At 33.7% G+C, this 21,879-nt stretch carries 19 protein-coding genes; 17 read left to right on the top strand and 2 right to left on the bottom strand.

Annotated features, from left to right (window positions below):
* The first annotated feature begins 1 nt into the window (after nucleotide 1).
* From IAI10_RS06005 to dapF, 15 genes are all read left to right on the top strand, one after another.
* On the top strand, nucleotides 2–343 hold the full coding sequence (locus IAI10_RS06005) for an EamA family transporter (protein WP_315672382.1): 342 nt from the start codon (nucleotides 2–4) through the stop codon (nucleotides 341–343).
* Complete coding sequence (locus tag IAI10_RS06000; protein WP_315672430.1) at nucleotides 336–668, top strand: EamA family transporter; 333 nt, start codon at nucleotides 336–338, stop codon at nucleotides 666–668. The genes IAI10_RS06005 and IAI10_RS06000 overlap by 8 nt, the downstream gene beginning before the upstream one ends.
* 231 nt (nucleotides 669–899) lie before the next feature.
* Nucleotides 900–2,993 carry a BglG family transcription antiterminator gene (locus tag IAI10_RS05995; RefSeq protein ID WP_315672381.1) on the top strand — a complete coding sequence of 698 codons (2,094 nt, stop codon included), beginning with the start codon at nucleotides 900–902 and terminating at the stop codon, nucleotides 2,991–2,993.
* A gap of 34 nt (nucleotides 2,994–3,027) precedes the next feature.
* Complete coding sequence (locus IAI10_RS05990; RefSeq protein WP_315672380.1) at nucleotides 3,028–3,300, top strand: hypothetical protein; 273 nt, start codon at nucleotides 3,028–3,030, stop codon at nucleotides 3,298–3,300.
* Nucleotides 3,297–3,614, top strand: a complete 318-nt coding sequence (locus IAI10_RS05985; RefSeq protein ID WP_315672379.1) for a PTS sugar transporter subunit IIB — start codon at nucleotides 3,297–3,299, stop codon at nucleotides 3,612–3,614. The genes IAI10_RS05990 and IAI10_RS05985 overlap by 4 nt, the downstream gene beginning before the upstream one ends.
* Before the next feature lie 60 nt (nucleotides 3,615–3,674).
* The gene (locus IAI10_RS05980; protein ID WP_315672378.1) at nucleotides 3,675–5,003 is read left to right on the top strand and encodes a PTS transporter subunit EIIC; all 1,329 of its coding nucleotides are present in this window, start codon (nucleotides 3,675–3,677) and stop codon (nucleotides 5,001–5,003) included.
* A 28-nt stretch (nucleotides 5,004–5,031) separates the two neighbouring features.
* Complete coding sequence (locus tag IAI10_RS05975) at nucleotides 5,032–5,385, top strand: PTS lactose/cellobiose transporter subunit IIA (RefSeq protein WP_315672377.1); 354 nt, start codon at nucleotides 5,032–5,034, stop codon at nucleotides 5,383–5,385.
* Nucleotides 5,386–5,746: 361 nt separating this feature from the next.
* Nucleotides 5,747–6,127, top strand: a complete 381-nt coding sequence (locus IAI10_RS05970) for a metalloregulator ArsR/SmtB family transcription factor (protein ID WP_315672376.1) — start codon at nucleotides 5,747–5,749, stop codon at nucleotides 6,125–6,127.
* Nucleotides 6,128–6,212: 85 nt separating this feature from the next.
* Nucleotides 6,213–8,420, top strand: a complete 2,208-nt coding sequence (locus tag IAI10_RS05965; protein ID WP_315672375.1) for a heavy metal translocating P-type ATPase — start codon at nucleotides 6,213–6,215, stop codon at nucleotides 8,418–8,420.
* Nucleotides 8,421–8,588: 168 nt separating this feature from the next.
* Nucleotides 8,589–9,911: a xylose isomerase gene (gene xylA, locus IAI10_RS05960; RefSeq protein WP_315672374.1), complete on the top strand. Its 1,323-nt coding sequence runs from the start codon at nucleotides 8,589–8,591 to the stop codon at nucleotides 9,909–9,911.
* A gap of 171 nt (nucleotides 9,912–10,082) precedes the next feature.
* Nucleotides 10,083–11,243 carry an ROK family transcriptional regulator gene (locus tag IAI10_RS05955; RefSeq protein ID WP_315672373.1) on the top strand — a complete coding sequence of 387 codons (1,161 nt, stop codon included), beginning with the start codon at nucleotides 10,083–10,085 and terminating at the stop codon, nucleotides 11,241–11,243.
* Nucleotides 11,244–11,282: 39 nt separating this feature from the next.
* A complete protein-coding gene (gene fsa, locus IAI10_RS05950; RefSeq protein ID WP_315672372.1) occupies nucleotides 11,283–11,930 on the top strand; it encodes a fructose-6-phosphate aldolase in 648 nt (215 codons plus the stop codon).
* 15 nt (nucleotides 11,931–11,945) lie between these two features.
* On the top strand, nucleotides 11,946–13,451 hold the full coding sequence (xylB, locus tag IAI10_RS05945) for a xylulokinase (protein ID WP_315672371.1): 1,506 nt from the start codon (nucleotides 11,946–11,948) through the stop codon (nucleotides 13,449–13,451).
* A 409-nt stretch (nucleotides 13,452–13,860) separates the two neighbouring features.
* The gene (locus IAI10_RS05940; protein ID WP_315672370.1) at nucleotides 13,861–14,817 is read left to right on the top strand and encodes an L-lactate dehydrogenase; all 957 of its coding nucleotides are present in this window, start codon (nucleotides 13,861–13,863) and stop codon (nucleotides 14,815–14,817) included.
* 372 nt (nucleotides 14,818–15,189) lie between these two features.
* The gene (dapF, locus tag IAI10_RS05935) at nucleotides 15,190–16,197 is read left to right on the top strand and encodes a diaminopimelate epimerase (protein WP_315672369.1); all 1,008 of its coding nucleotides are present in this window, start codon (nucleotides 15,190–15,192) and stop codon (nucleotides 16,195–16,197) included.
* A gap of 122 nt (nucleotides 16,198–16,319) precedes the next feature.
* Here the strand turns inward: dapF and IAI10_RS05930 are convergent, their stop codons facing one another.
* The gene (locus IAI10_RS05930; RefSeq protein WP_315672368.1) at nucleotides 16,320–17,249 is read right to left on the bottom strand and encodes an NAD(P)-dependent oxidoreductase; all 930 of its coding nucleotides are present in this window, start codon (nucleotides 17,247–17,249) and stop codon (nucleotides 16,320–16,322) included.
* Nucleotides 17,250–17,565: 316 nt separating this feature from the next.
* Between IAI10_RS05930 and IAI10_RS05925 the strand changes: the two genes are divergently transcribed.
* Nucleotides 17,566–18,900, top strand: coding sequence for a GH1 family beta-glucosidase (locus IAI10_RS05925; protein WP_315672367.1), 1,335 nt, complete (start codon nucleotides 17,566–17,568; stop codon nucleotides 18,898–18,900).
* Nucleotides 18,901–19,129: 229 nt separating this feature from the next.
* On the opposite strand, the gene IAI10_RS05920 is transcribed toward IAI10_RS05925, so the two are convergent.
* A complete protein-coding gene (locus IAI10_RS05920; protein ID WP_315672366.1) occupies nucleotides 19,130–19,306 on the bottom strand; it encodes a DUF1540 domain-containing protein in 177 nt (58 codons plus the stop codon).
* Nucleotides 19,307–19,811: 505 nt separating this feature from the next.
* Here IAI10_RS05920 and IAI10_RS05915 point away from each other — a divergent pair.
* Complete coding sequence (locus IAI10_RS05915) at nucleotides 19,812–21,614, top strand: MutS-related protein (protein WP_315672365.1); 1,803 nt, start codon at nucleotides 19,812–19,814, stop codon at nucleotides 21,612–21,614.
* The last annotated feature ends 265 nt before the right edge of the window (nucleotides 21,615–21,879 follow it).

Genomic DNA, 21,879 nt, shown 5'->3' with positions numbered 1-21,879 from the left:
TATGACGGGTTATTTGGAATCTTTGAAAAAAAACTATAAAGGCATAATATTCATGCTGATTGCATCTTTACTTACCTCTATTGGTCAATTGTTTTGGAAGCTGTCCCACAATTACATATTCTTAGGACTAGGCTTTATATGTTATGGCGCAGGAGCTGTTCTTATGATAATTGCCTTCAAATTTGGAAGCTTTTCAGTACTTCATCCCATGATGTGCTTAAGCTATGTATTTGCTCTTTTATTTGGCTCTTTCTTTTTGCAGGAGAGCGTGGGAGCCTTTAAAGTAATAGGGGTGCTATTTATAATAACTGGAGTGGTTTTCATAGGAGGTGGCGATCATTAGCGCATATCTTATAATTTTAGTCATGACCATTATGGGAGCTTTTGGAGGATACACTTTAAAGCTGGCTACCTCATCTACGGATAAAATATACAGTGTAATGTTCAGCAAATGGTTCTATATAGGGGGAATGCTCTATGTTACCAGCGCTTTACTTAATATATATGTGCTGAAGCTTCTGCCTTATACAGTAGTATTGCCGCTGACCTCCATAACTTACATATGGACACTGACAATATCCTATTTTCTTTTAAATGAAAAAATAACAAAATATAAAATAATAGGAATCATATTCATAATGCTGGGAGCATTATTTATATCAATATAAATTTATTTCTTATATAATTTTAAATCTCGTTTTTTGAGAGGCTATGTCTTAAGATGTTGATATTATTTTTAGCACTATCAACATCTTAAAGCATAGCCTTTTATTATTGAGAATATGTCAAAACTAAAGAGACAATATATGTTTATGTTTTACTTGCATAGTAAATGTAGGCAAATATATAATATTTATGAAGGCAAATCGTTACTCAATACATTAGGTTGGTGATTTTTGTTGGATAAGCTTAGTTCAAGACAAATGGACATTGTAAAAAAAATACTTAATAACGAGAACGTTACCGTAAAAAAAATAGCTCAAGTAAATGATGTAAGCACTAGAACAATTTACAGAGAGATAGACAGTATCAATAAAGCAATTTCTCAATACAAAGTAAAAATTATTAATACTATTGATGGAATGTATTTAAATGGGAAGGAAGATGATATTTTAGAGTTTAAATTTAAAATTCAAGATTCTACTTCAATAGCAGAGGCTAAAAATAGAAACAATTTTATAATAGCAGAGTTATTACAATGTAAAGAACCAATAAAAATTCAATATTTTGCTAGAAAATTTAATGTGTCTAGTTCTACCATAAGTCACGATATAAAAGAAGTAAAAGAATGGCTTGACAGAAAAAACTTAAGCTTAATCAGCAAACAAGGAGTAGGAGTATACATAGAAGGAGATGAAAAGAACATTAGGCATGCGCTGGTTGATTTACTGTATGAAAATTACAATATAGAACAGCTGATTGATTTTATACAAAATGGTAGCCAAGAAAGCATTACAATTCAAAACAGTAAAATGGAAGAGATAAACCATCGTCTTCTAAACATCATAGATTATAAGACAATTCATATGATAGAAAAATCTTTATATAATATAGAATCAACCATGGAATATAAGTTTGATGACAGATTGTATATAGAATTATCAATTCATCTTTCTTTAGCAATAGAACGGCTTAGAAACAATGAAAAAATCAGTTTTGATGGACCTACCTTAGAGAATTTAAAAAAATCCAAAGAGTATCAGGTGGCAAAAGCTATAGCCCAAAACATAGAAAAAGCTATAGATATAAAAATTCCTCAGGAGGAACTTGGGTATATAACTGTTCACCTTCAAGGATTAAAATTTGGAGAAAATGCCTTAGGAATAAGCGAGAAATATTTATATTCCATAACAGAAGAAGTGGTAAATGAGGCTTCGAGAATTTTTAATACAAATTTTGAAAACGATTCTATGCTTAAAAATGATTTAAACATGCATCTTCTATATTCCATAGACAGACTAAAGTCAGGATATAAAATAAGAAATCCCTTAATAAGTGAGATAAAACGCCAGTATGGGGAGATATTTGATAAATGCGATAAAGTTTTGAACTTGCTTAGACAAAAGTTAAATGCGCAAATAAGTGAGGATGAAGTGGGTTATATAAGTATGCATTTTGCAGCAGCTATGGAAAGAATGAAAGAAGAAAGAGAAGCATACAATGTGCTGCTAGTTTGTGCCAGTGGAATAGGAACCTCGAGAATGCTGGCAGCTAGAATGAAAAAAATTAGAGAAATAAATATAGTTGGAGTGTCATCGGTACTTAAAATTGATGAAATAATTCATAAAACTCCTGTGGACTTTATTATATCAACGGTACCTATTAAAAGAAATGACAAAAAGGTAATTATTATAAATCCATTACTAGAGGAAAGTGATATTTCGAAACTGGAAAAAGAACTTAACATAAAAATATCTATGGATAAAGAAGAAAGAGGCATTCCTATAGAAAAAAAATTAGAAAATGCAGAAAAGATAAAAGCTTACAGCTATGAAATAAATGTAATTATAAAAAATACGCTTCTAGCAGAAGTTGAAGCAGGTAGTGCTGGAAAAATAATCGAAGCACTATTAGAGGAACAAGTAAGTAAGCAGATAATATCCTATGTGGCAGCTAAAAATATTGAAGGGATACTTAAAAATAGAGAAGGTATGGGGACAATAATAATTCCAGATAAAAAATTTGTTATATATCACTGCGTAAGCAAGGATATTCAAGAACCTATCATTACTGTTGGAAAATTAAGAAAATCAATAATGATGATAAATTTGATTGGTAAAAATGAGTTAGTATGTACAGCATTCCTTATGGTAGCTCCAGAAAATAATAAGGAAAGCCTGGAGGTTATCGGTGATTTATCCTCATCAATTATTGAACAAGCTGATTTTGTAGGCAGGCTTAGTGAAAGTAAAAGCACCAAACAATGCAGACAGGTAATAGAGAAGACTCTAATAAAAAGTCTTTACTCACAGATAGTAAGAACCTTCAAATAAATTTATAAATGAAACTATTAAAGGAGGTGAAAAATTGGAAAGTAAAAATAATTTATATAATCGCAAGGCTCCATTCTTATTATTTTTTATTCTTCTAAGCGTTCCTTGGGTTATACAAATAAAAGGTCTAATTTTATCAGGTAAATTAAAGTCTGCCGTTGAATTATCAATATTTACAATTGTATTTTTGACAGCTCTGTTCTTTTTGCAAAGATGGTTTAAAAGTATGTTAATTCAATATCAATATAATTTAAACTTGTCGGTAAGAAAAATGAAAAATAAAAAAATGAGGAGGGATTCAAAATGAAAGCAATAATTTTATGCAGCTGGGGAGCAACTTCCAGTTCACTCGCCAAAGCAGTAACAGATGAGGCAAAAAAAAGAAACTTAGATATAGTGGTAGATGCTGGAGGTACCGGGGAATTCAAAAAGAAAGCAGAGAACTATTCAGTAGCTTTATTGGAGCCTCAGGTAAGGCATCTTAAAAAAGAGGTTCAAACTGCAGCAGAGAAGTTTAATATACCCGTAGAAATAGTTGATATGCAGGCCTTTGCGTTAATGAATGGAGGAAAAGTGCTAGATCAGATAATAAAACTAGCAAAAGAAGCTGGCAAACTGTAATTGGGATAGGGGACATAATCCCTTATCTTAAAATAAAATTATATAGGGGGAAAATAATATATGAATGAAAACAAATTTATGAAATGGATGGAAGAAAAGCTTATGCCCATCCTAGGAAAATTGGCACAAAATATTTACCTTCAATCAATACGTGATGCGTTTTGCGTTTTTGCTTTGCCGCTCATAATAAGTGGATCAGTATTTTTAATCGTAGCAAATCCGCCAACATCATTGGGTTGGGGGATAATAAATGCTTGGAGTAATGCGATAACGCCAATTCAGGCAAACATTGAAATAGCCTTCAATCTAAGCTTTGGAATCATGGCAGTGGCAGTGGCATTTGGTACAGCCTACAGCTTAGCCTCAAGGTGGGACATGGATGAATCTCTTTGCGGAATGCTCTCACTAGTATGTTTTTTAATAGCTTGTTTTCCTGCTTCTGATGTGACTAAAGTAAAATTTGGAGATGTTTTAACTTATCTTGGTGGAGAAGGCTTGTTTGTAGCAATAATACTAGGTATTTTAACTACAGTGGTTGTGAGATTCTTTACAAAGAAGGGCTTGATAATAAAAATGCCTGCGGGTGTTCCACCTTATGTAGTAAGAACATTTAGCGCCTTGATACCATTCTTCATAATGATAACTTTCACTTGGGCAGTAGAATGGATTGTTTGGGCTAATTATCATATAACTTTACCTGAGTTGGTTCTAGAAATATTTATGCCTTTAGTTGCTGTTTCTAACAGTTATCCAGCAGCTGTATTAGAAGTAGTTTTGATGATGCTTCTTTGGTCATTAGGAATACATGGAATGAATGTCGTATCTTCGGTTGCATATCCTTTCTGGACAGCGCAATTAGCAGCGAATACTGCAGCACGTAATGCAGGAACTGCAATGCATGGAATTGTTACTGAACCTTTCTTCCATATGTTTACCCATATAGGTGGATCAGGATTAACTTGGCCATTGGTTATAATGTTCTTAATGTCTAGATCTAAGCAGCTTAAGAGTATTGGAAAAATTGAACTCATACCAGCGATATTCAATATAAATGAGCCAATAATGTTTGGCGCTCCATTAGTTTTGAATCCAATAATGTTTATACCATTTATATTGGCTCCAGTAGCAGGTGTAACCATTAATTATATTGCTTTTTACAGCGGCATAGTTCCTAAAATAGTGATGCAGCCACCGTTCACAGTTCCTGTATTCTTTGGAGGAATAATAGCAACTGGAGGATATTGGCAAGGAGCAGCACTACAGCTTGTAAATTTAATAGTAGCAGCAATCATATACTGGCCTTTCTTTAAGATGTTTGAAAACCAGCTGGTAACAAATGAAAAAAATGCAGAACTTGAATTAAATGCCGAAAATGGAGCAACAGTTTAATATTTAGAATATGAATGGAGGTTTAAAGGTGAGCGAAGAAACAAAATTAGATTTAGAGAAAATAATTTTTAATTTAGTACTTCATGGAGGAAACGCAAGAGGAAAAGCCTATGAAGCGTTAGATGCAGCAGAGGAAGGAAAGTTTGAATTAGCAGAAAAATGTCTTGAAGAGGCAGATGAAGAATTTTATGATGGTCATGAATATCAAAACATGCTGATACAAGGTCAAATGGATAAAGAGACTCCTAACTTTTTAGTTATACATGCACAAGACCAGCTTATGACAGCACTCTCAGAAAAGAATCTTATAAAGAGAGAAATAGAATTATATAAAAAAGTATATAAATTAGAAAAAGCCATAGAAGAACTAATAAAAAAATAGAAATATCTTAAAATAAACATTTTTTAAGATATTTCTATAAAGTATATATTCTCAAGCTAATTTTAACTCTAAATATACAGATATACAAGTTCATAATTTAAATGATAAGCAGGTTTAAGATAAGTGTTGCTTTTAAGCACCTAAATATTTATCTGAACCTGCTTTATTTGGTAGGTTATGTTTTAAAATGTTGATATTATCTTTAGTGATTTGAGTAGCTGTTTATGAAAGAATTCATGGCAGATAACTAAAGATTTTATAAAGATATTTTAAGATATAGCCATTTTTATTGACAAAAAATTTTCCTGTGCATATAATGAATATATGAACAAGTATTCATATGAACATGGAGGAAAATAATATGGAGAAGAATAAAGAAGAGATAGAATTTTGTAACTGCAGCATTATTCATGAAGACGTAGTACAGGAAGTTAAGAAAAAATTGCCAGAGGAAGATTTACTCTTCGATTTAGCAGAACTTTTTAAAGTCTTCGGGGATAGCAGCAGAATTAAAATAATATGTACCTTATTTGAAGCAGAGATGTGTGTTTGCGATATATCAGCATTATTGCAGATGTCTCAATCTGCAGTATCGCATCAGCTGAGAGTTCTTAAACAGGCCAAGCTTGTAAAATATAGAAAAGAAGGCAAGGTAGTTTACTATTCTCTTGATGATGAGCATGTAAAAAAAATATTTGATTTAGGACTTACACATTTAAAAGAGAGCTATAATTTAAAATAATGTTTTGATTTTTATCCTATAGGATGTAAGCAATCTAAATCAACTGCCTGAAATATTTAATTTTTATTGTAGGGAGGATTAGAAAATGAGTGCTGTAAAGAATGAATTTATCCTAGAAAATCTTTGCTGTGCAAATTGTGCAGCTAAAATAGAAAGCAGAGTAGGGAAGCTTAGCGGAGTTGAAACTTCCGTAATTGATTTTGTATCCAAAAAACTTTTTGTGGAGGTCAGCGGAGAAAAAGATTTTAAAACTCTGGTTTCTGAAATAGAAGGTATAGTCAGTGTAGTTGAACCTGATGTAAAAGTGAGATATGAAAATAAAAATGTTAAAAAATTTCCGGGAAAAGCTAATGTTAAAGGCTGCAGCTGTGAATATGATGATTCCTCAAAGCAGGAAGAGGAGCATCATCATGGACATTCACATGATTATAGTCACAGCCATGATGAAGGTGAAGAGCTTGAATTTAAGCAGATAATGCAGTTCGCTCTAGGAGTTTTATGCTTTATAGCCGCTCGTTTTATTAAATTGAATTCAATAGAAGAATTTGCTCTCTACTTTGTAAGCTATCTTATGATAGGAGGATCAGTACTTTTTAGAGCTATCAGAAACATCATAAAAGGCGAAATCTTTGATGAAAACTTTCTTATGGCACTAGCTACAGTAGGAGCCTTTGCAGTGGGCGAGTATGCTGAGGGTGTAGCGGTAATGCTGTTTTACCAAGTTGGAGAATTTTTTCAGGACATGGCGGTAGACAAGTCTAGAAAATCTATTCAAGCCATGATGGATATAAGACCTGATTATGCTAATGTAAAGGTCGATGGTGATATTATCAAGGTTTTTCCTGAGAAAGTTAATGTGGGAGATCTAATCTTAGTTAAAGCCGGCGAGAAGGTGCCTTTGGATGGAATTGTTATAGAAGGCTCAGCAGCTATAGACACTAGTGCATTAACCGGTGAGTCTATGCCGAGAGAAGTTGAAAGCGGCCATGAGGTATTATCAGGTTCTGTGAATAAAAATGGAGTGTTAACTTTAAAGGTAACTAAAAGTTACGGAGAATCTACTGTTTCGAAAATATTGGAACTGGTTCAGAATTCCGGAAGCAAGAAAGCACAAACTGAAAAATTTATCACTAAATTTGCTAGATATTACACTCCTGTAGTAGTTATAGCAGCAGCACTTCTAGCCTTTATACCACCAATTTTCGTAGGTAACCTATATGGATGGATAAACAGGGCTTTGGTATTCTTAGTTGTTTCTTGCCCTTGTGCTTTAGTCATATCCATACCCCTTGGCTTCTTTGGAGGAATAGGCGCTGCTTCTAAGCTAGGCATATTGATAAAGGGAGGAAATTATCTTGAAGCCCTAAAAAATGCAGAGATTGTAGTGTTTGATAAGACTGGTACTTTAACCAAAGGGGCTTTTGATGTGAAAGAAATAGTGAGCATGGAAGGCTTTACTCAAGAAGAAGTGCTTGAAGCAGCAGCAAAGGTAGAAAGCTATTCAAATCATCCTATCGCTCTTTCAATTGTAAAAGCTTACGGAAAAGCAATAGATAAGGAAGCCATCGATAAATATCAGGAAATTGCAGGTAAAGGATTATCTGCACAGGTAGAAGGAAAAGAAATACTTGCTGGAAATGTGAAGCTTCTAGAAGCTAAAGGAATAGTAGAAAAACCTATAGAAGCTGAAGGAACTTTGATTCATGTAGCCATAGATAACAAGTATGCAGGTACAGTAATTATAGCAGATACTATTAAAAAAGATTCTCCCAAAGCCATTGGAGAACTTAAGAAAATAGGAATAACAACAACTGTAATGCTTACAGGCGATAACAAGAAAACTGCAGATTCAGTGGCTAAAGAGTTGAAAGTGGATAAGGTATATTCTGAACTGCTTCCTCAGGACAAGGTTCAGAAGTTAGAAGAACTCTATGGAAGCAAAAGCGAAAAAGGAAAGCTTATATTTGTTGGAGATGGAATAAATGATGCACCAGTATTAGCAAGAGCTGATGTGGGAATAGCCATGGGAGGCATAGGATCAGATGCTGCGATTGAAGCCGCCGACGTAGTTATAATGACGGACGAACCTTCAAAGATAGCAGCAGCTGTGAAAATAGCTAGAAGAACCAGCACTATAGTAATGCAAAATATAGTTTTTGCATTAGCAGTTAAGGCAGTAATACTCATAATGGGAGCTTTGGGAATAGCTACCATGTGGGAAGCAGTTTTTGGAGATGTGGGAGTTGCTCTAATAGCGGTATTGAATTCCATGCGAGCTTTATCAACAAAATAAATCTAGGGGACGGTTCACAAAAATTCGCAGTAATAGCTGCAAAAATTTGTGAACCGTCCCCTATTTCAAAAAAAGTTTTTAAAATACTTTTAAAAAGACGTTGAAAAAGTATTGCTATTGTAGTATTATAAATATATAGAAATGAAAATGATTTCAAGGAGGGTTATCATGACTGAATATTTTAAGGGTATAGAAAAAATAAAATTTGAAGGCAAGGATTCTAAAAATCCATTAGCCTATAAGTACTACAATCCAGATGAAATAGTTAATGGAAAACCATTGAAGGATCATTTAAGATTTACAATGTCCTTTTGGCACACTTTAACAGCAGAAGGTTCGGATCCATTTGGTGTAGGAACTTATCAGAAGCCTTGGGATGGAGAAAAAGATCCAGTAAAACTTGCAAAAATCAGAATGGAAGCTGCTTTTGAATTTATGGATAAGACTGGCATAGAATATTTTGCATTCCATGACAGAGATATAGCTCCAGAAGGAAAGGATTTAGAAGAAACTAATGCCATACTTGATGAAATAGTTGATTATTGCAAAGAATTAATGGGCAAGTACAACAAGAAACTTCTATGGGGCACTGCTAATATGTTCGGAAACCCAAGATTTGTACATGGTGCAGCTACAACTTGTAACGCAGATGTTTATGCATATGCAGCAGCTCAGGTTAAAAAGGCTATGGAAGTTACTAAAAAGCTGGGCGGAGAAAACTATGTATTCTGGGGTGGAAGAGAAGGCTATGAAACACTTCTTAACACTGACATGCAATTAGAGCAGGATAACTTAGCAAGATTCTTCCACATGGCTGTAGATTATGCTAAAAAGATAGGCTTTACTGGACAGTTCCTAATAGAGCCAAAACCAAAGGAACCTACAAAGCATCAGTATGATTTTGATGTAGCTACAGTTTTAGCTTTCCTTAGAAAATACGACTTAGATAAATATTTCAAAATCAACATAGAGGCTAACCATGCAACTCTTGCAACCCATACCTTCCAGCATGAAATTGCTGTTGCAAGAACAAATGGTGTACTTGGAAGTCTTGATGTAAACCAGGGAGATCCAAACTTAGGATGGGATACAGATCAGTTCCCAACAAACATATACGATGCAACTCTTGCTATGTATGAAGTTATAAAGAATGGAGGAATTGCACCAGGAGGACTTAATTTCGATGCAAAGGTTAGAAGAGCTTCCTTTGAATATCAGGATTTATTCCTTGCTTATATAGCAGGAATGGATACAATAGCTAAGGGCTATAAGGTAGCTCAGAAGCTTTTAGAGACTGGAGAGCTTGAAGAATTTGTTAAAGGAAGATATGTTAGCTTCAGCGAAGGAATAGGTAAGGACATAGTTGATGGTAAAGTAGACTTTGAAGCCTTAGAAAAATATGCTTTAGCTCATAGCCATATAACAAATAAGTCAGGAAGACAAGAAATGCTTGAGGCTATAGTAAACCAGTATATATATGGTGATAAATAATAGTATAACGGTTTAAAAACCAAGCTTTATGCAGGAAAAAATCAATAATAAAAACTTGCATAAAAAATATTTATGAATTAAAATTTTGGTACTGGAAATCCCATAAAGGTATTTACAGAGCTTGCATGGAGATTATGTCTTCATGCAGCTTTTATATGAAGTGGTGAAATTATGTTAGCAATAGATCAGACAAATATAAAAATAAATAATCGCAAGAGAATAATAAAACTTCTTTTAGCAGAAAGAGAATTAACTAAACTAGATATAGCAAGAAAGCTCAATATCAGCGTGCCTACCGTGACTACAATAGTTGGAGAATTGATAGAGGAAGGAATTGTTGAGGAAGCTGGGGTGGCAGGATCTACAGGCGGAAGAAAACCAGTGATAATAAGATTTCTGCCAGATTCCAGATTCAGCATAGGACTATCTCTTCAAAAGGATTTTGTAAGAGCAATTTTAACTAATTTAGACAGTAATATAATAGACGATATATCAGAAGAATTAGAATCCCTTGAGGGTGAGGCTGTAATAAGCTGCATGGAAAAGCTTGTTCAGCAATTGATGAGCAGTAATGGTGTGACCTCAAATATATTGATGGGTATAGGAATATCTCTTCCAGGTATAGTAGATCGAAATAAGCTTAGACTTCAAGTGGCTACTAATTTCAATCTTAAGGACGTATTTTTTCAGGAGCTGAAGGAAAAGATAAATGTGCCAGTATATCTTGAAAATGAAGCCAATGCTGGAGCTCTAGCAGAATGGAATCTTGGCACCGCTAAAGAAAAAGAAAGTGTGATTTATATATCCATCACAGAAGGTGTTGGAGGCGGCATGATAATAGATCAGAAGATGTTTAAGGGCTCCAGCATGAGGGCTGGTGAAATTGGACATATGAGCATAAATAAAGATGGAAGATTATGCAGCTGCGGCAAAAGAGGCTGTTTTGAAACTTATGCTTCAAATAGAGCTTTGCTAAAGGATTATAACAATGCTGCCGGTTTGAAGCTCCATAGCATCTCTGAGTTTGTAGAAAAATTTAGATCTGGAGAAGCGACGGCCGAAAAAGTTCTTGATAATTATATTTCTGATTTATCCGACGGAATTGAAAATTTAATATTTATATTCAATCCTCACTACGTAGTAATTGGAGGAGAAATAAGTCTATATAAAGATGTATTTTTTGATAGGCTTAAAAATAAAATATTTGAGAACAACAGACTTTACTCAAGGGAGGATATAAATATATTATTTTCTCTTTTAGGCAAGGATGCTGACATAATGGGAGCTTCTCTAATACCCATTATGGAGGGTTTTGAATTTTATACAATATAATATAAAAAAATAAATTTAAAATAAAATGGAGGGACGTATATGAAATTATTTATAGATACAGCTAATGTAGAGGAAATAAAGGCTGCTAATGATATGGGAGTAATCTGCGGGGTGACTACAAATCCATCTTTAATAGCTAAAGAAGGAAGAGATTTCATACAAACTATTAAAGAGATAGCTTCAATAGTAGATGGACCTATCAGCGGTGAAGTTATAAGTGAAGATGCTGAGGGTATGATCAAAGAAGGAAGAGAAATTGCAGCAATTCACAAAAACATGGTAGTAAAGATACCAATGACAATAGAAGGATTAAAAGCTGTTAAGGTTTTAGCTAAAGAAGGAATAAAAACAAATGTAACTTTAATCTTCTCAGCAAATCAGGCATTGCTGGCTGCTAGAGCAGGTGCTACTTATGTGAGCCCATTCCTAGGAAGACTTGATGATATATCTTTCAACGGTATTGAACTTATAGAAACTATAGCAGATATATTTGCAATTCATGATATAAATACAGAAATAATAGCAGCAAGCATAAGACATCCTGTTCATATAATAGATGCTGCAAGAGCTGGAGCTCATATAGCTACAGTACCATATAAAGTTATACTTCAGATGGTTAAGCATCCCTTGACAGATGCAGGAATAGAGAAGTTTAAGAAAGATTGGAACGAGGCCTTTAATAAATAGTGGATGGTGAAAGTTATGAATTTTGTAGGAATTGATTTAGGAACTTCCTCAGTAAAGTTAGTTATTATGAATGATGAAGGTAAGGTAGTAGAAGCTTTGTCAAAGGACTATGATGTAAGCTATCCTAAGCCTGGCTTTGCAGAACAGAACCCAGAAGATTGGTGGGAAGCAGTTAGAGACGGACTTAAAGAATTATTGGCAAAATCTAAATTAAGCAGCGAAGCTGTAAAGGGAATAGGCTTTAGCGGGCAAATGCATGGTTTAGTTATGCTTGATGAGCATTATTCCGTGCTTCGTCCAGCCATTCTTTGGTGTGATCAAAGAACAGAAGAAGAATGTGTGTATTTAAATGAAGTTATAGGACAAGATAAATTATCAAAGTATACAGGAAATAAAGCATTGACAGGCTTCACAGCACCAAAAATATTATGGGTTAAAAAGCATGAGCCTGAAATATTTGCAAAAGCTAAGTATATAATGCTTCCAAAGGATTACATCAGATTGAAGCTTACTGGAGAATTTGCCACAGATGTTTCAGATGCATCAGGAATGCTGCTTTTAGACGTGGAAGGAAGAAAGTGGTCTAAGGAGATGCTTGAGATAACAGGAATAACTGAAGCAATGCTTCCAAGAGTAGTAGAATCCTGGGAGCCAACTGGAACTCTTACAGAAGAAGTGGCTGAATATACAGGACTTGCTACAGCTACTATTGTTGTAGGTGGAGCAGGAGACCAGGCAGCTGGAGCAGTTGGAACTGGTACAGTATCAGAGGGAATATTATCAGCGGCTCTTGGAACCTCTGGAGTAATATTTGCAAGCTCTGAAAAATATGAAGTAGATGATGACAACAGACTTCACTCCTTCTGCCATGCTAATGGAAAATACCATCAGATGGGAGTTATGCTTTCTGCGGCTTCTTGCCTTAAATGGTGGGTAGAGCAGATAAATAAAGGCTTATGCGGGGAAGATTCGGCTAAAACTTTTGATTTCCTTCTTGAAGAAGCAGCTAAAAGCAAGGTTGGAGCTAATGGAGTGGTTTATCTTCCATATCTTATGGGAGAGAGGACACCTCATTCAGATCCTCACGCAAAAGGAACCTTCGTAGGCATGACCATGACCACTGAAAGAGGAGACATGACCAGAGCAATTCTTGAAGGTGTATGTTTTGGACTTAGAGATTCTTTAGAAATATTAAGGTCTCTCAAGGTTCCAATAGAAGAAGTGAGAGTAAGCGGCGGCGGCTCCAAGAGCGTTTTGTGGAGACAGATACTTGCAGATGTTTTAAATACTAAGGTAGCTCTCATAAATTCAAAAGAAGGACCAGCCTACGGTGCTGCTATCCTTGCAGCTGTTGGCTGTGGATTATTCAAAACCGTAGATGAAGCCTGTGAAAAGCTAATAAAGGTTACAAATGAAGTATCTCCAATACCTGAAAATGTAGAAAAATACAATAAGGTATATGAAGTTTTCACAAAGCTTTATCCGAGCTTAAAGGATTCCTTCAAGTTGTTAAGTTTCTAAAAAGTAGGAAAAAGTAGGGGACGGTTCACAAGCTTTTGCACCTGAAGTTAAATTTTTAGGGGACGGTTCACAAGAAAATTGGCGCCTTCAATGCTAATTTTTGTGAACCGTCCCCTTATAATTGCAATGTTTATCGTTTAAAATTGCAAAATAAATACTTTTTGCTTAGATTTTATGCTAAATTCATGGTTTTTTTATATTTAATCGCAAATTGTTGTGTAGAAATATTCATAAATGGTAGAATAATATTGATAAGTATAGTAATTTAAAATTAGTTTTATATATAGGACTTCAAAGTAAGCTGTACATTTATTCACGTGGTGAAATATTTTTGAATATAATATTTTGCAATATATAAATGAAAATAAACTATAGAAATCCTATAATAAGCGAGGAGGATAAAAGAATCATGAAACCTGTTAAAAATAAAGTTGTAGTCATTGGAGCCGGCATGGTTGGAAGCTCGGTTTTAAATGCATTGTTGTCATTATCGCTTATATCTGAAATTGTAATTGTAGATATGAATAAGGATAAGGCTAAAGGAGAGGCATTAGATGCAAGCCATACCACCTCCTTTGCATATAGCCCTAATGTTTCTATCAGAGTAGGAGACTATGAAGACTGCAAGGATGCACAAGTAATAGTAATGACTGCTGGACCAAGTATTAAGCCAGGAGAAAAGCTTGATAGATTGATATTGGCAGATAGAAATGTAAAAGTAATGTCCAGTGTGATGGAAAGCATATGTAAATACACCAAGGATGCAGTTATAATAACTGTAAGCAATCCGGTGGATATACTAACATATTTAGCTCAAAATCATTTTGGATACGACGAAAAGAAGATAATCGGAACAGGAACATCCTTAGATACAGCAAGATTCAGAAGAATAATAGCTGAAAAGTATTCAGTGGATGCTAAAAACGTACATGGATATATAATGGGAGAGCACGGAAGCAGCGCTTTTGCCACTTGGAGCACTGTAAATATTGCAGGAGTTCCTTTTGATAAGCTATCAGAGGTTTATGGAAAAGACGTAGCATTAAATAAAGAAGAAATATTAAATGAAGTAAGAGAAGTAGGGCTTGATATCGTTCAATATAAGGGATATACAAGTTCAGGAATTGCTATGACCGTAAATAGACTGGTGAAGGCTGTACTGCTAAATGAACAGAGTATACTTCCAGTGTCAACTACATTAAGAGGAGAATACGGCATTAAAAATGTGGCTTTAAGCATTCCTTGCATATTATCCAGTGAAGGAATAGATAGAAAAGTAGAAGTTCCTCTTGCCAGCGAAGAAATAGCACTTTTGAAAAAGAGCGCAGAAAACATGTCCGAAGTTTTAAAAAGCTTAAATATATAGTTTAAAAGGTCTGCATACAAAATTTATGGTATGTGGGCCTTTTTTCATTTAAAATAAGACTTATTACATTATGATATGTAAATTTTTATAAATATAATTTAAAACGATTTCATAAAATTATAAAAATATTAAATAAAAAAGTATTATAAAGATAGATTTATTAATGTGAAAAATGATAAAATATAGTTATATTAATGTTAAAAAATAATTTATTTTTTAACTTAAGGCTCTATTTTAAACCAGTGTTGATTTTTACACTGCTTTAATACTACATTTAGATGAATTTAAAAATAAAGAACGAGAAGGTGTGTTAATAATATATTGGTAAAATAACAATCCATATGCGTTCTTGTATTATGGGGAGGATTATAAATGAAGATTCCTATTATTAAATGTCATGGTACGGGCAATGATTTTATACTTATTGACGAGATATCACATGTTTTTAATTTTAATGAAGAGCAAAGAAGAAATTTGGCTATAACTTTATGTGACAGGAAAAAATCCATTGGGGCTGATGGAATACTTTTTGTGCAGAAAAGCAGTAGCTGCCATGGAAAGATGAGAATTTTTAATGCAGATGGTACTGAGCCAGAAATGTGTGGGAATGGCTTGAGATGCGTAGGAAGATATGTATTGGAAGCCTTTAATATGAACGAGGTAACTATTGAAACTATGAAAGCTCAATACTTAGTTAAGAAGATGGATGATTTATATGAAGGAGTAAAGACTGTTAAGATAACAATTGATTCCATTACCTTCAATGCAGCTGATCTTCCACTTGAGAATAGTAAGAGCACAGTATTTTTTGAAAATATAAAGGAATTATCAGAAAACCTCACTTTTTCTGCGGTAAGCGTTACAAATCCTCATTTAGTTTCAATAATGGATGAAATATGCGAAGAGGAGCTTGTGAAGGTGGGCAAGACAGCTAACAGCGGCATAAATATATTGCCTAAAGGAGTTAATGTTAACTTTGTAAAAGTTATATCTCCTAATAATATATATGTAAAAACTTACGAAAGAGGCGTTGGACTTACAAAGGCTTGCGGAACAGGAATGACAGCATCTGTAGTAGTATGTACTATAGCAGGTAAGTGTCCATTAGGAGAAGAGATAAATGTGTTCAATGATGGCGGAATGATAAAATGCATAGTCAATAAAATAGGAGATAAATATTCTGTAGAATTTATAGGTAATGCCACTTATGTATTCAGAGGAACCTTGGACTCAAATAAGCTTCCTTATGCTAATGAACTTGAATCAAGAGAAGAGATCCTAAAAAGATTTGACTATAAAGCTTATGATTATGAAACTATTCAATATGAAAAAATGTACCAGCATACAAGGGATATATTAAAAAAATCAGCTTCAGCGTAAAGCTGATTTTTTTATGGGGACGGTTCACAATTATTTAGCAGCTTTCGTAGCTTGCAACTTAAAGTTTGCAACTTAAATTGGGCAAGTATAAATCGCAAATTTTTGTGAACCGTCCCTTTAAATTATTTTAAATAATCTCTAATATTATCAAATACTATGTCAGCTCTTCTCAATATAGCTTCTTCAGCAGCAAAAGCTATGTGAGGAGTAAAAACTGCATTTGGAGCCTTAAGCAGAGGATAGTCTTCAGGTATAGGAGGTTCCATGTCAAAAACATCTACACCTGCACCAGCTATCTTTCCTTCTGAAAGAGCTTTTGCTAAAGCTTCATTGTCTACAACTCCGCCTCTAGCAGTATTTATAAGTACAGCAGAAGGCTTCATTTTAGCGATGTTTTTTCCGTTAATAAGCTGCTTGGTTTCAGCAGTGAAAGGTACATGAAGACTTACAATATCACTATTTTCCAATAATTCATTGAGCTCCACATATTTTATACCTTTATTTATTACTTCAGACTTTTTAGTCTTGCTGTAAGCAATTATATTCATTCCGAAAGCAGAAGCTATTTCCGCAGTTTTAATACCTATAGCACCAGTTCCCACAATGCCGAGAGTTTTTCCAAAAAGCTCTCTTTGAGAATAGCCAGCCTTTGTACCGCCTTCTCTTGTAAGCTTATCGAGAGGTACAATATTTCTCATTACATCTATCATAAGTCCAATAGCAACTTCTGCTACAGAGTTTGTGCTGTATCCAGCAGCATTCTTTATAATTATGTTCTTTTCTTTACAAACTTCTAAATCTATATGATCTATACCAGTAAAGGCTACGGAAATAAACTTCAAATTTTCAGCAGCTCTTATAACCTCGCCTTTAAGAGGCATGTTTGCAATTATTAAGACATCCGCATCTTTAACTCTGGATTTAAGAACATCTACATCGTCATTTCTTTCAAAATAGGGAATAAATTTATGACCTTTTTCTGTCAAAAAAGCAGTAAGATGATCTAGAACTTTACCTGCAACTCCAATAGGTTCAAGCATAACTATATTCATTAAATCTACACTTCCTTCTTCAAGTACTAACAATAATATTATAGCTTTTTATGTATGTTTTAAACAAGTACCTCCACCAATTAATATGTAAGAAAAAGAAGATAACATGTATTTTTAGGGACTTTTTTTCGAATAAAAACTATAATTATTAAAGAACTAACTATAATTTATTACATTGTGTACAAAAAAACTCCATGATATACTATCATGGACACGCGTTAAATGCATAAATTTATAATTAAATTAAGAAAAATAGTATTATATGAAGCTTTAATAACAGTACGGGCTTTTATAGAATAAGCGAGGAGGCGCTAATATGGAATTTAAATTTCCGAAAGATTTTGTTTGGGGAACAGCTACGGCATCCTATCAAATAGAAGGAGCAGTTAAAGAAGATGGCAGAGGAGAATCCATTTGGGACAGATTTTCGCATATACCGGGGAATGTATTAAATGGAGATACAGGAGATATAGCCTGTGATCATTACCACAGATTTGAAGAAGATATAGATTTAATGAAGAGCTTAGGAATGAAATCTTACAGATTTTCAATAGCATGGCCAAGAATATTCCCTAATGGCTTTGGCAAACCGAATCCTAAAGGAATAGCATTCTATAAAAAAATAGTAGCTTTACTTATAGAAAGAGGTATAAAACCAGCTATAACATTATATCACTGGGATTTGCCTCAAAAGCTTCAGGACATAGGAGGGTGGACTAATCCTCAGGTTGGAGATTATTTTGTAGAATATTGTAAATATATATTTACTGAACTGGGGGATAAGGTATCAACTTGGATAACTATGAATGAACCTTGGGTATTCACTATATTAAGCTATGAAAGAGGAGAGCATGCTCCTGGCTATAAAGACACAAAAGCAGCACTTACCGCAGCACATAATGCTTTAGTAGCTCATGGAAAGGTAGTTAAAGCCTTCAGAGAAATGAGCTGCCGGGGAGAAATCGGGATAGTTTTAAATATGGGATACAAATATCCTTACAATGCTAGTGAGGAAGCTTTAAAAGCAGCCGAGACTGCTCACGAGTTAGAAAACAGCTGGTTCTCAGAGCCAATATTTAAGGGAGAATATCCAAAAGCTCCTATGGCAAAATATAAAGAGCTAGATTTATTTCCAGACATAGATGTTGAAGAACTTAAAATCGCCAGTGAGCCAATAGATTTTTTGGGAATAAATTATTATTCATCAGCGTATATTGCAAAAAATAATGAAGATCCATATGGAATATGCTATAAGGATGGGGTGCAGCCAAAAACTGAGATGGGGTGGATGATAATACCGGAAGGACTTACAGATCTTTTGGTGAAATTAAGCAATGATTATAACCATGTAAAAATATATATCACAGAAAACGGAGCTGCCTTCAATGACATTGTAAGCTTGGACGGAACAGTAAAAGATACGAATAGAATAGATTATCTTCAAAGACATTTTATGGCTATGCATGAAGCTATAAATAAGGGAGTGAATTTAGCAGGCTATTATTTATGGTCCTTCATGGACAACTTTGAATGGGCCTTTGGCTATGAAAAGAGATTTGGAATAGTGCATGTGGATTACGCTACCCAGAAAAGAACTCCTAAAGACAGCGCAAAATGGTACAGTGAAGTTATAAGAAACAATGGATTTTAAAAGGAAGAATTCTAAAAAGGCTTAGAACTCTATTTATAAATAGAGTCCAATAATTAAAAAAACTGCTGCCCAACCAACTAATTAGTTAGCTGTGCAGCAGGTTTCATTTTTTGCTATGCCATCGTGAGCTTCATCTAATTTCATGAAAACCATTGGTATCACTACAACTAGATAACTAGATATATAGCAATATAGTTTCTATTTATATAGGGGATACCAGCATCAATTATTAGCGTAATGGAGTAAATGTACTGCAATCTGTTTCGTGAGGAGTATGAGCATCTCTTGGTGCTATCTCTATTCCAGAAGCACTGCAATGGTTATTTCCGTTGTGATAATAACAGCTGCTAACTACACATTTAACTCCCTGTAAAGGTGAATCTTTCTTTTCAACTTTTCCTTGCATTATAAATTCCTCCTTAAATTAACAATATTGTTTTTATTATGGTCATGGCATTATTAAGCAGCCTGACACAAAATAAATTAAGAATAGATTTGGAATTTTAAGCTTTTCCATCACATAAAATTAATAGTAATCTGCTGCACAGTATATAATTTTAGGGGAAAATAACATAAAATATTGGATGTAAAAGTTTTGAAATTCCTGTTCAATAAATTACTTTCAGAAAATAAGTTTTCTTAAGCAATTCCCTAATAGTTTAACCTATAAAAAATTAAAATATTCAAAGCATAAATTATTCTTCTTTGAAGTAATTTACATATATATGGTATAATTAAACTAAGATTTATTATTTTATCGTTGCTAGTGTTTAAGGCTTACAACTATAGGCATAATTAAGAATAGGCTATTCATATAGAATTAGTTTTTTTATGATTATGTATTATCAGCAGGCAAAAGAATTTTGTAATGGAATCATAAAACATAGAAGGTGTAAAGTGAGAGGTGTAAAATGAGTAAGGCAAAAGAGTTTTATGTAGAGGAAAAAAATAAAAATGAGGAATTATCAAAAAAAATTCAAAAAGAAATATCTTCCATAGGTTATTTAAGGCTGCTGGATTTTGTTGTTGGGTTATTAGTGTCCATTTACATATATTATATTAATATGAAGGTTTTAAGCATGGGAATAACTGTAATTTGGATAGGTGCCTTTGTGTATCTTGTTAAAGCTCATCAAAAGGCAATAGATAAGAAGAGGAGAATAGACACTGTAATTGAAATAAATAATAAAGGTATAGCAAGGCTAGAAGGAAAGTGGAAGGAATTTCAGGATGATGGAAAAGAATTTTCTGATGCTGAGCATCCATTTTGTGACGATCTGGATTTGTTTGGAAAATCATCCTTGTTTCAATGGATAAATTCCTGTGCTACATATATGGGAAGATTAAGCTTTGTACAGTATTTAAAGAAGCCTGTTAATGACATAAATTTAATAAAAAACAGACAGCAGGCAGTGAAAGAGCTTGCTGCTAATGTTAGATGGAGACAAAAAATTAATGCCGAAGCCTTGATGATTTCTGATAAATCCAAGGATCCTACAGAGCTTATAAAATGGGCAGAAAATCAAGAAAAAATTTCTGAGGGCATTCTTACCAAGCTAATAGTTGTGATATGCCCATTGATTACTATAGCCGCTTCATTTTTGCTGGCTTTTAACAGTAAATTTTCTTATAAGTATTTCTTAGTAATAATACTTTTGGATGCCATAATATTGAAGATTGATTCAAAGAATAGAAACGCAATTTTGGATACAGTAATGCAGTACAAAAAGGATCTTAAACTATATTTCAACATGATAAAATACGTTGAAGATGAAGAGTTTAAGAATGATTATTTGGGTAAGCTTAAAAAAGGAATATACATAAATGATGTTAAGGCTTCAAAAATTATAGGAGAGCTTAGCGGTATAGTTGACTATGTATCCGACAGATACAATATGGGTTATATTATTATAAATATAATTTTTATGTGGGATTATAGAGTTATTTCCATGCTTGAAAACTGGAAGGCAAATTACGGAAAAGAATTAGCCAGATGGTTCGATATAATAGGAGAATTTGAAGCTATAAGCAGCTTGTCCAATATTGCCTTTGAAAATGAAGATTGGTGTTTCCCAGAAGTCAAGGATAAAGGCGCCATATTTAAAGCAGCTAACTTAGGTCATCCTCTGCTTGGAGATAAGAGGGTGCGCAATAACTTTGACATGGAGAGCGAAGGCAGTGTAGTGCTTATAACTGGATCTAATATGTCAGGAAAGACTACCTTTTTAAGAACCATAGGAATAAATTTAGTTTTGAGCTATACTGGAGCTCCTGCATGTGCAGAAAATATGTCCACAATATTCATGGATTTATATACCTGCATGAGAATAAGTGACAATTTAGAGAAGAGCATATCCTCCTTTTATGCTGAAATACTCAGAATAAAGGACATAGTCAGCGCGGCTAAAAAGGAAAACGGAAACACCATATTCTTTTTACTGGACGAAATTTTTAAAGGTACTAATTCCATAGACAGACATCAGGGAGCCACAGTGCTTATAAAGCAATTAAGCGGCTTAAAGGCTAATGGGCTTGTATCCACTCATGATTTAGAATTGGCAGACTTAGAAAATACTATGGGCAAGCTCAAAAATTATCATTTCCAGGAGTATTACGATAAAGATGAATTAAAATTTGACTACAAGCTAAGAAAAGGTGTTTCCACCACAAGAAATGCAATGCATATAATAAAGCTGGCAGGAATAGAGATATAAAACATAGCTTTGTCCATAGAAGGAAGTTTTAAATAAGTGTAAAAATCAAGACTTATTTAAAATAGGACCAATAAAATTTATAAAGCGAAGATAATACATTGTTTTATTTACTTAAAAACTTTAATATATAATTCTGTGATTTATTGTGCGTGGATTCTTACTAGGATATTTATTTATATTTAGATAAAAAGCTTGATGATTTTACTGAACCTGAATGTGTTGATTAAGTTTTTAAGTAAGAATATGTTACGAAATGCTCATGATT

This window comes from Clostridium sp. 19966, from assembly GCF_032335695.1.
Lineage (GTDB): Bacteria > Bacillota > Clostridia > Clostridiales > Clostridiaceae > JACTOJ01.
Note: the sequence above shows the minus strand (reverse complement) of the source record. Positions and strands in the feature narration are given on the sequence as shown.

What these genes read in the sequence shown, in the direction of transcription:
- IAI10_RS05985 (WP_315672379.1), top strand. Translation starts at nt 3,297, where the DNA reads ATGAAAGCAATAATTTTATGCAGCTGGGGAGCAACTTCCAGTTCACTC.
- IAI10_RS05925 (WP_315672367.1), top strand. Translation starts at nt 17,566, where the DNA reads ATGGAATTTAAATTTCCGAAAGATTTTGTTTGGGGAACAGCTACGGCA.
- fsa (WP_315672372.1), top strand. Translation starts at nt 11,283, where the DNA reads ATGAAATTATTTATAGATACAGCTAATGTAGAGGAAATAAAGGCTGCT.
- IAI10_RS05915 (WP_315672365.1), top strand. Translation starts at nt 19,812, where the DNA reads ATGAGTAAGGCAAAAGAGTTTTATGTAGAGGAAAAAAATAAAAATGAG.
- IAI10_RS05980 (WP_315672378.1), top strand. Translation starts at nt 3,675, where the DNA reads ATGAATGAAAACAAATTTATGAAATGGATGGAAGAAAAGCTTATGCCC.
- xylB (WP_315672371.1), top strand. Translation starts at nt 11,946, where the DNA reads ATGAATTTTGTAGGAATTGATTTAGGAACTTCCTCAGTAAAGTTAGTT.
- xylA (WP_315672374.1), top strand. Translation starts at nt 8,589, where the DNA reads ATGACTGAATATTTTAAGGGTATAGAAAAAATAAAATTTGAAGGCAAG.
- IAI10_RS05920 (WP_315672366.1), bottom strand. Translation starts at nt 19,306, where the DNA reads ATGCAAGGAAAAGTTGAAAAGAAAGATTCACCTTTACAGGGAGTTAAA.
- IAI10_RS05965 (WP_315672375.1), top strand. Translation starts at nt 6,213, where the DNA reads ATGAGTGCTGTAAAGAATGAATTTATCCTAGAAAATCTTTGCTGTGCA.
- dapF (WP_315672369.1), top strand. Translation starts at nt 15,190, where the DNA reads ATGAAGATTCCTATTATTAAATGTCATGGTACGGGCAATGATTTTATA.
- IAI10_RS05940 (WP_315672370.1), top strand. Translation starts at nt 13,861, where the DNA reads ATGAAACCTGTTAAAAATAAAGTTGTAGTCATTGGAGCCGGCATGGTT.
- IAI10_RS05970 (WP_315672376.1), top strand. Translation starts at nt 5,747, where the DNA reads ATGGAGAAGAATAAAGAAGAGATAGAATTTTGTAACTGCAGCATTATT.
- IAI10_RS05930 (WP_315672368.1), bottom strand. Translation starts at nt 17,249, where the DNA reads ATGAATATAGTTATGCTTGAACCTATTGGAGTTGCAGGTAAAGTTCTA.
- IAI10_RS05955 (WP_315672373.1), top strand. Translation starts at nt 10,083, where the DNA reads ATGTTAGCAATAGATCAGACAAATATAAAAATAAATAATCGCAAGAGA.
- IAI10_RS06005 (WP_315672382.1), top strand. Translation starts at nt 2, where the DNA reads ATGACGGGTTATTTGGAATCTTTGAAAAAAAACTATAAAGGCATAATA.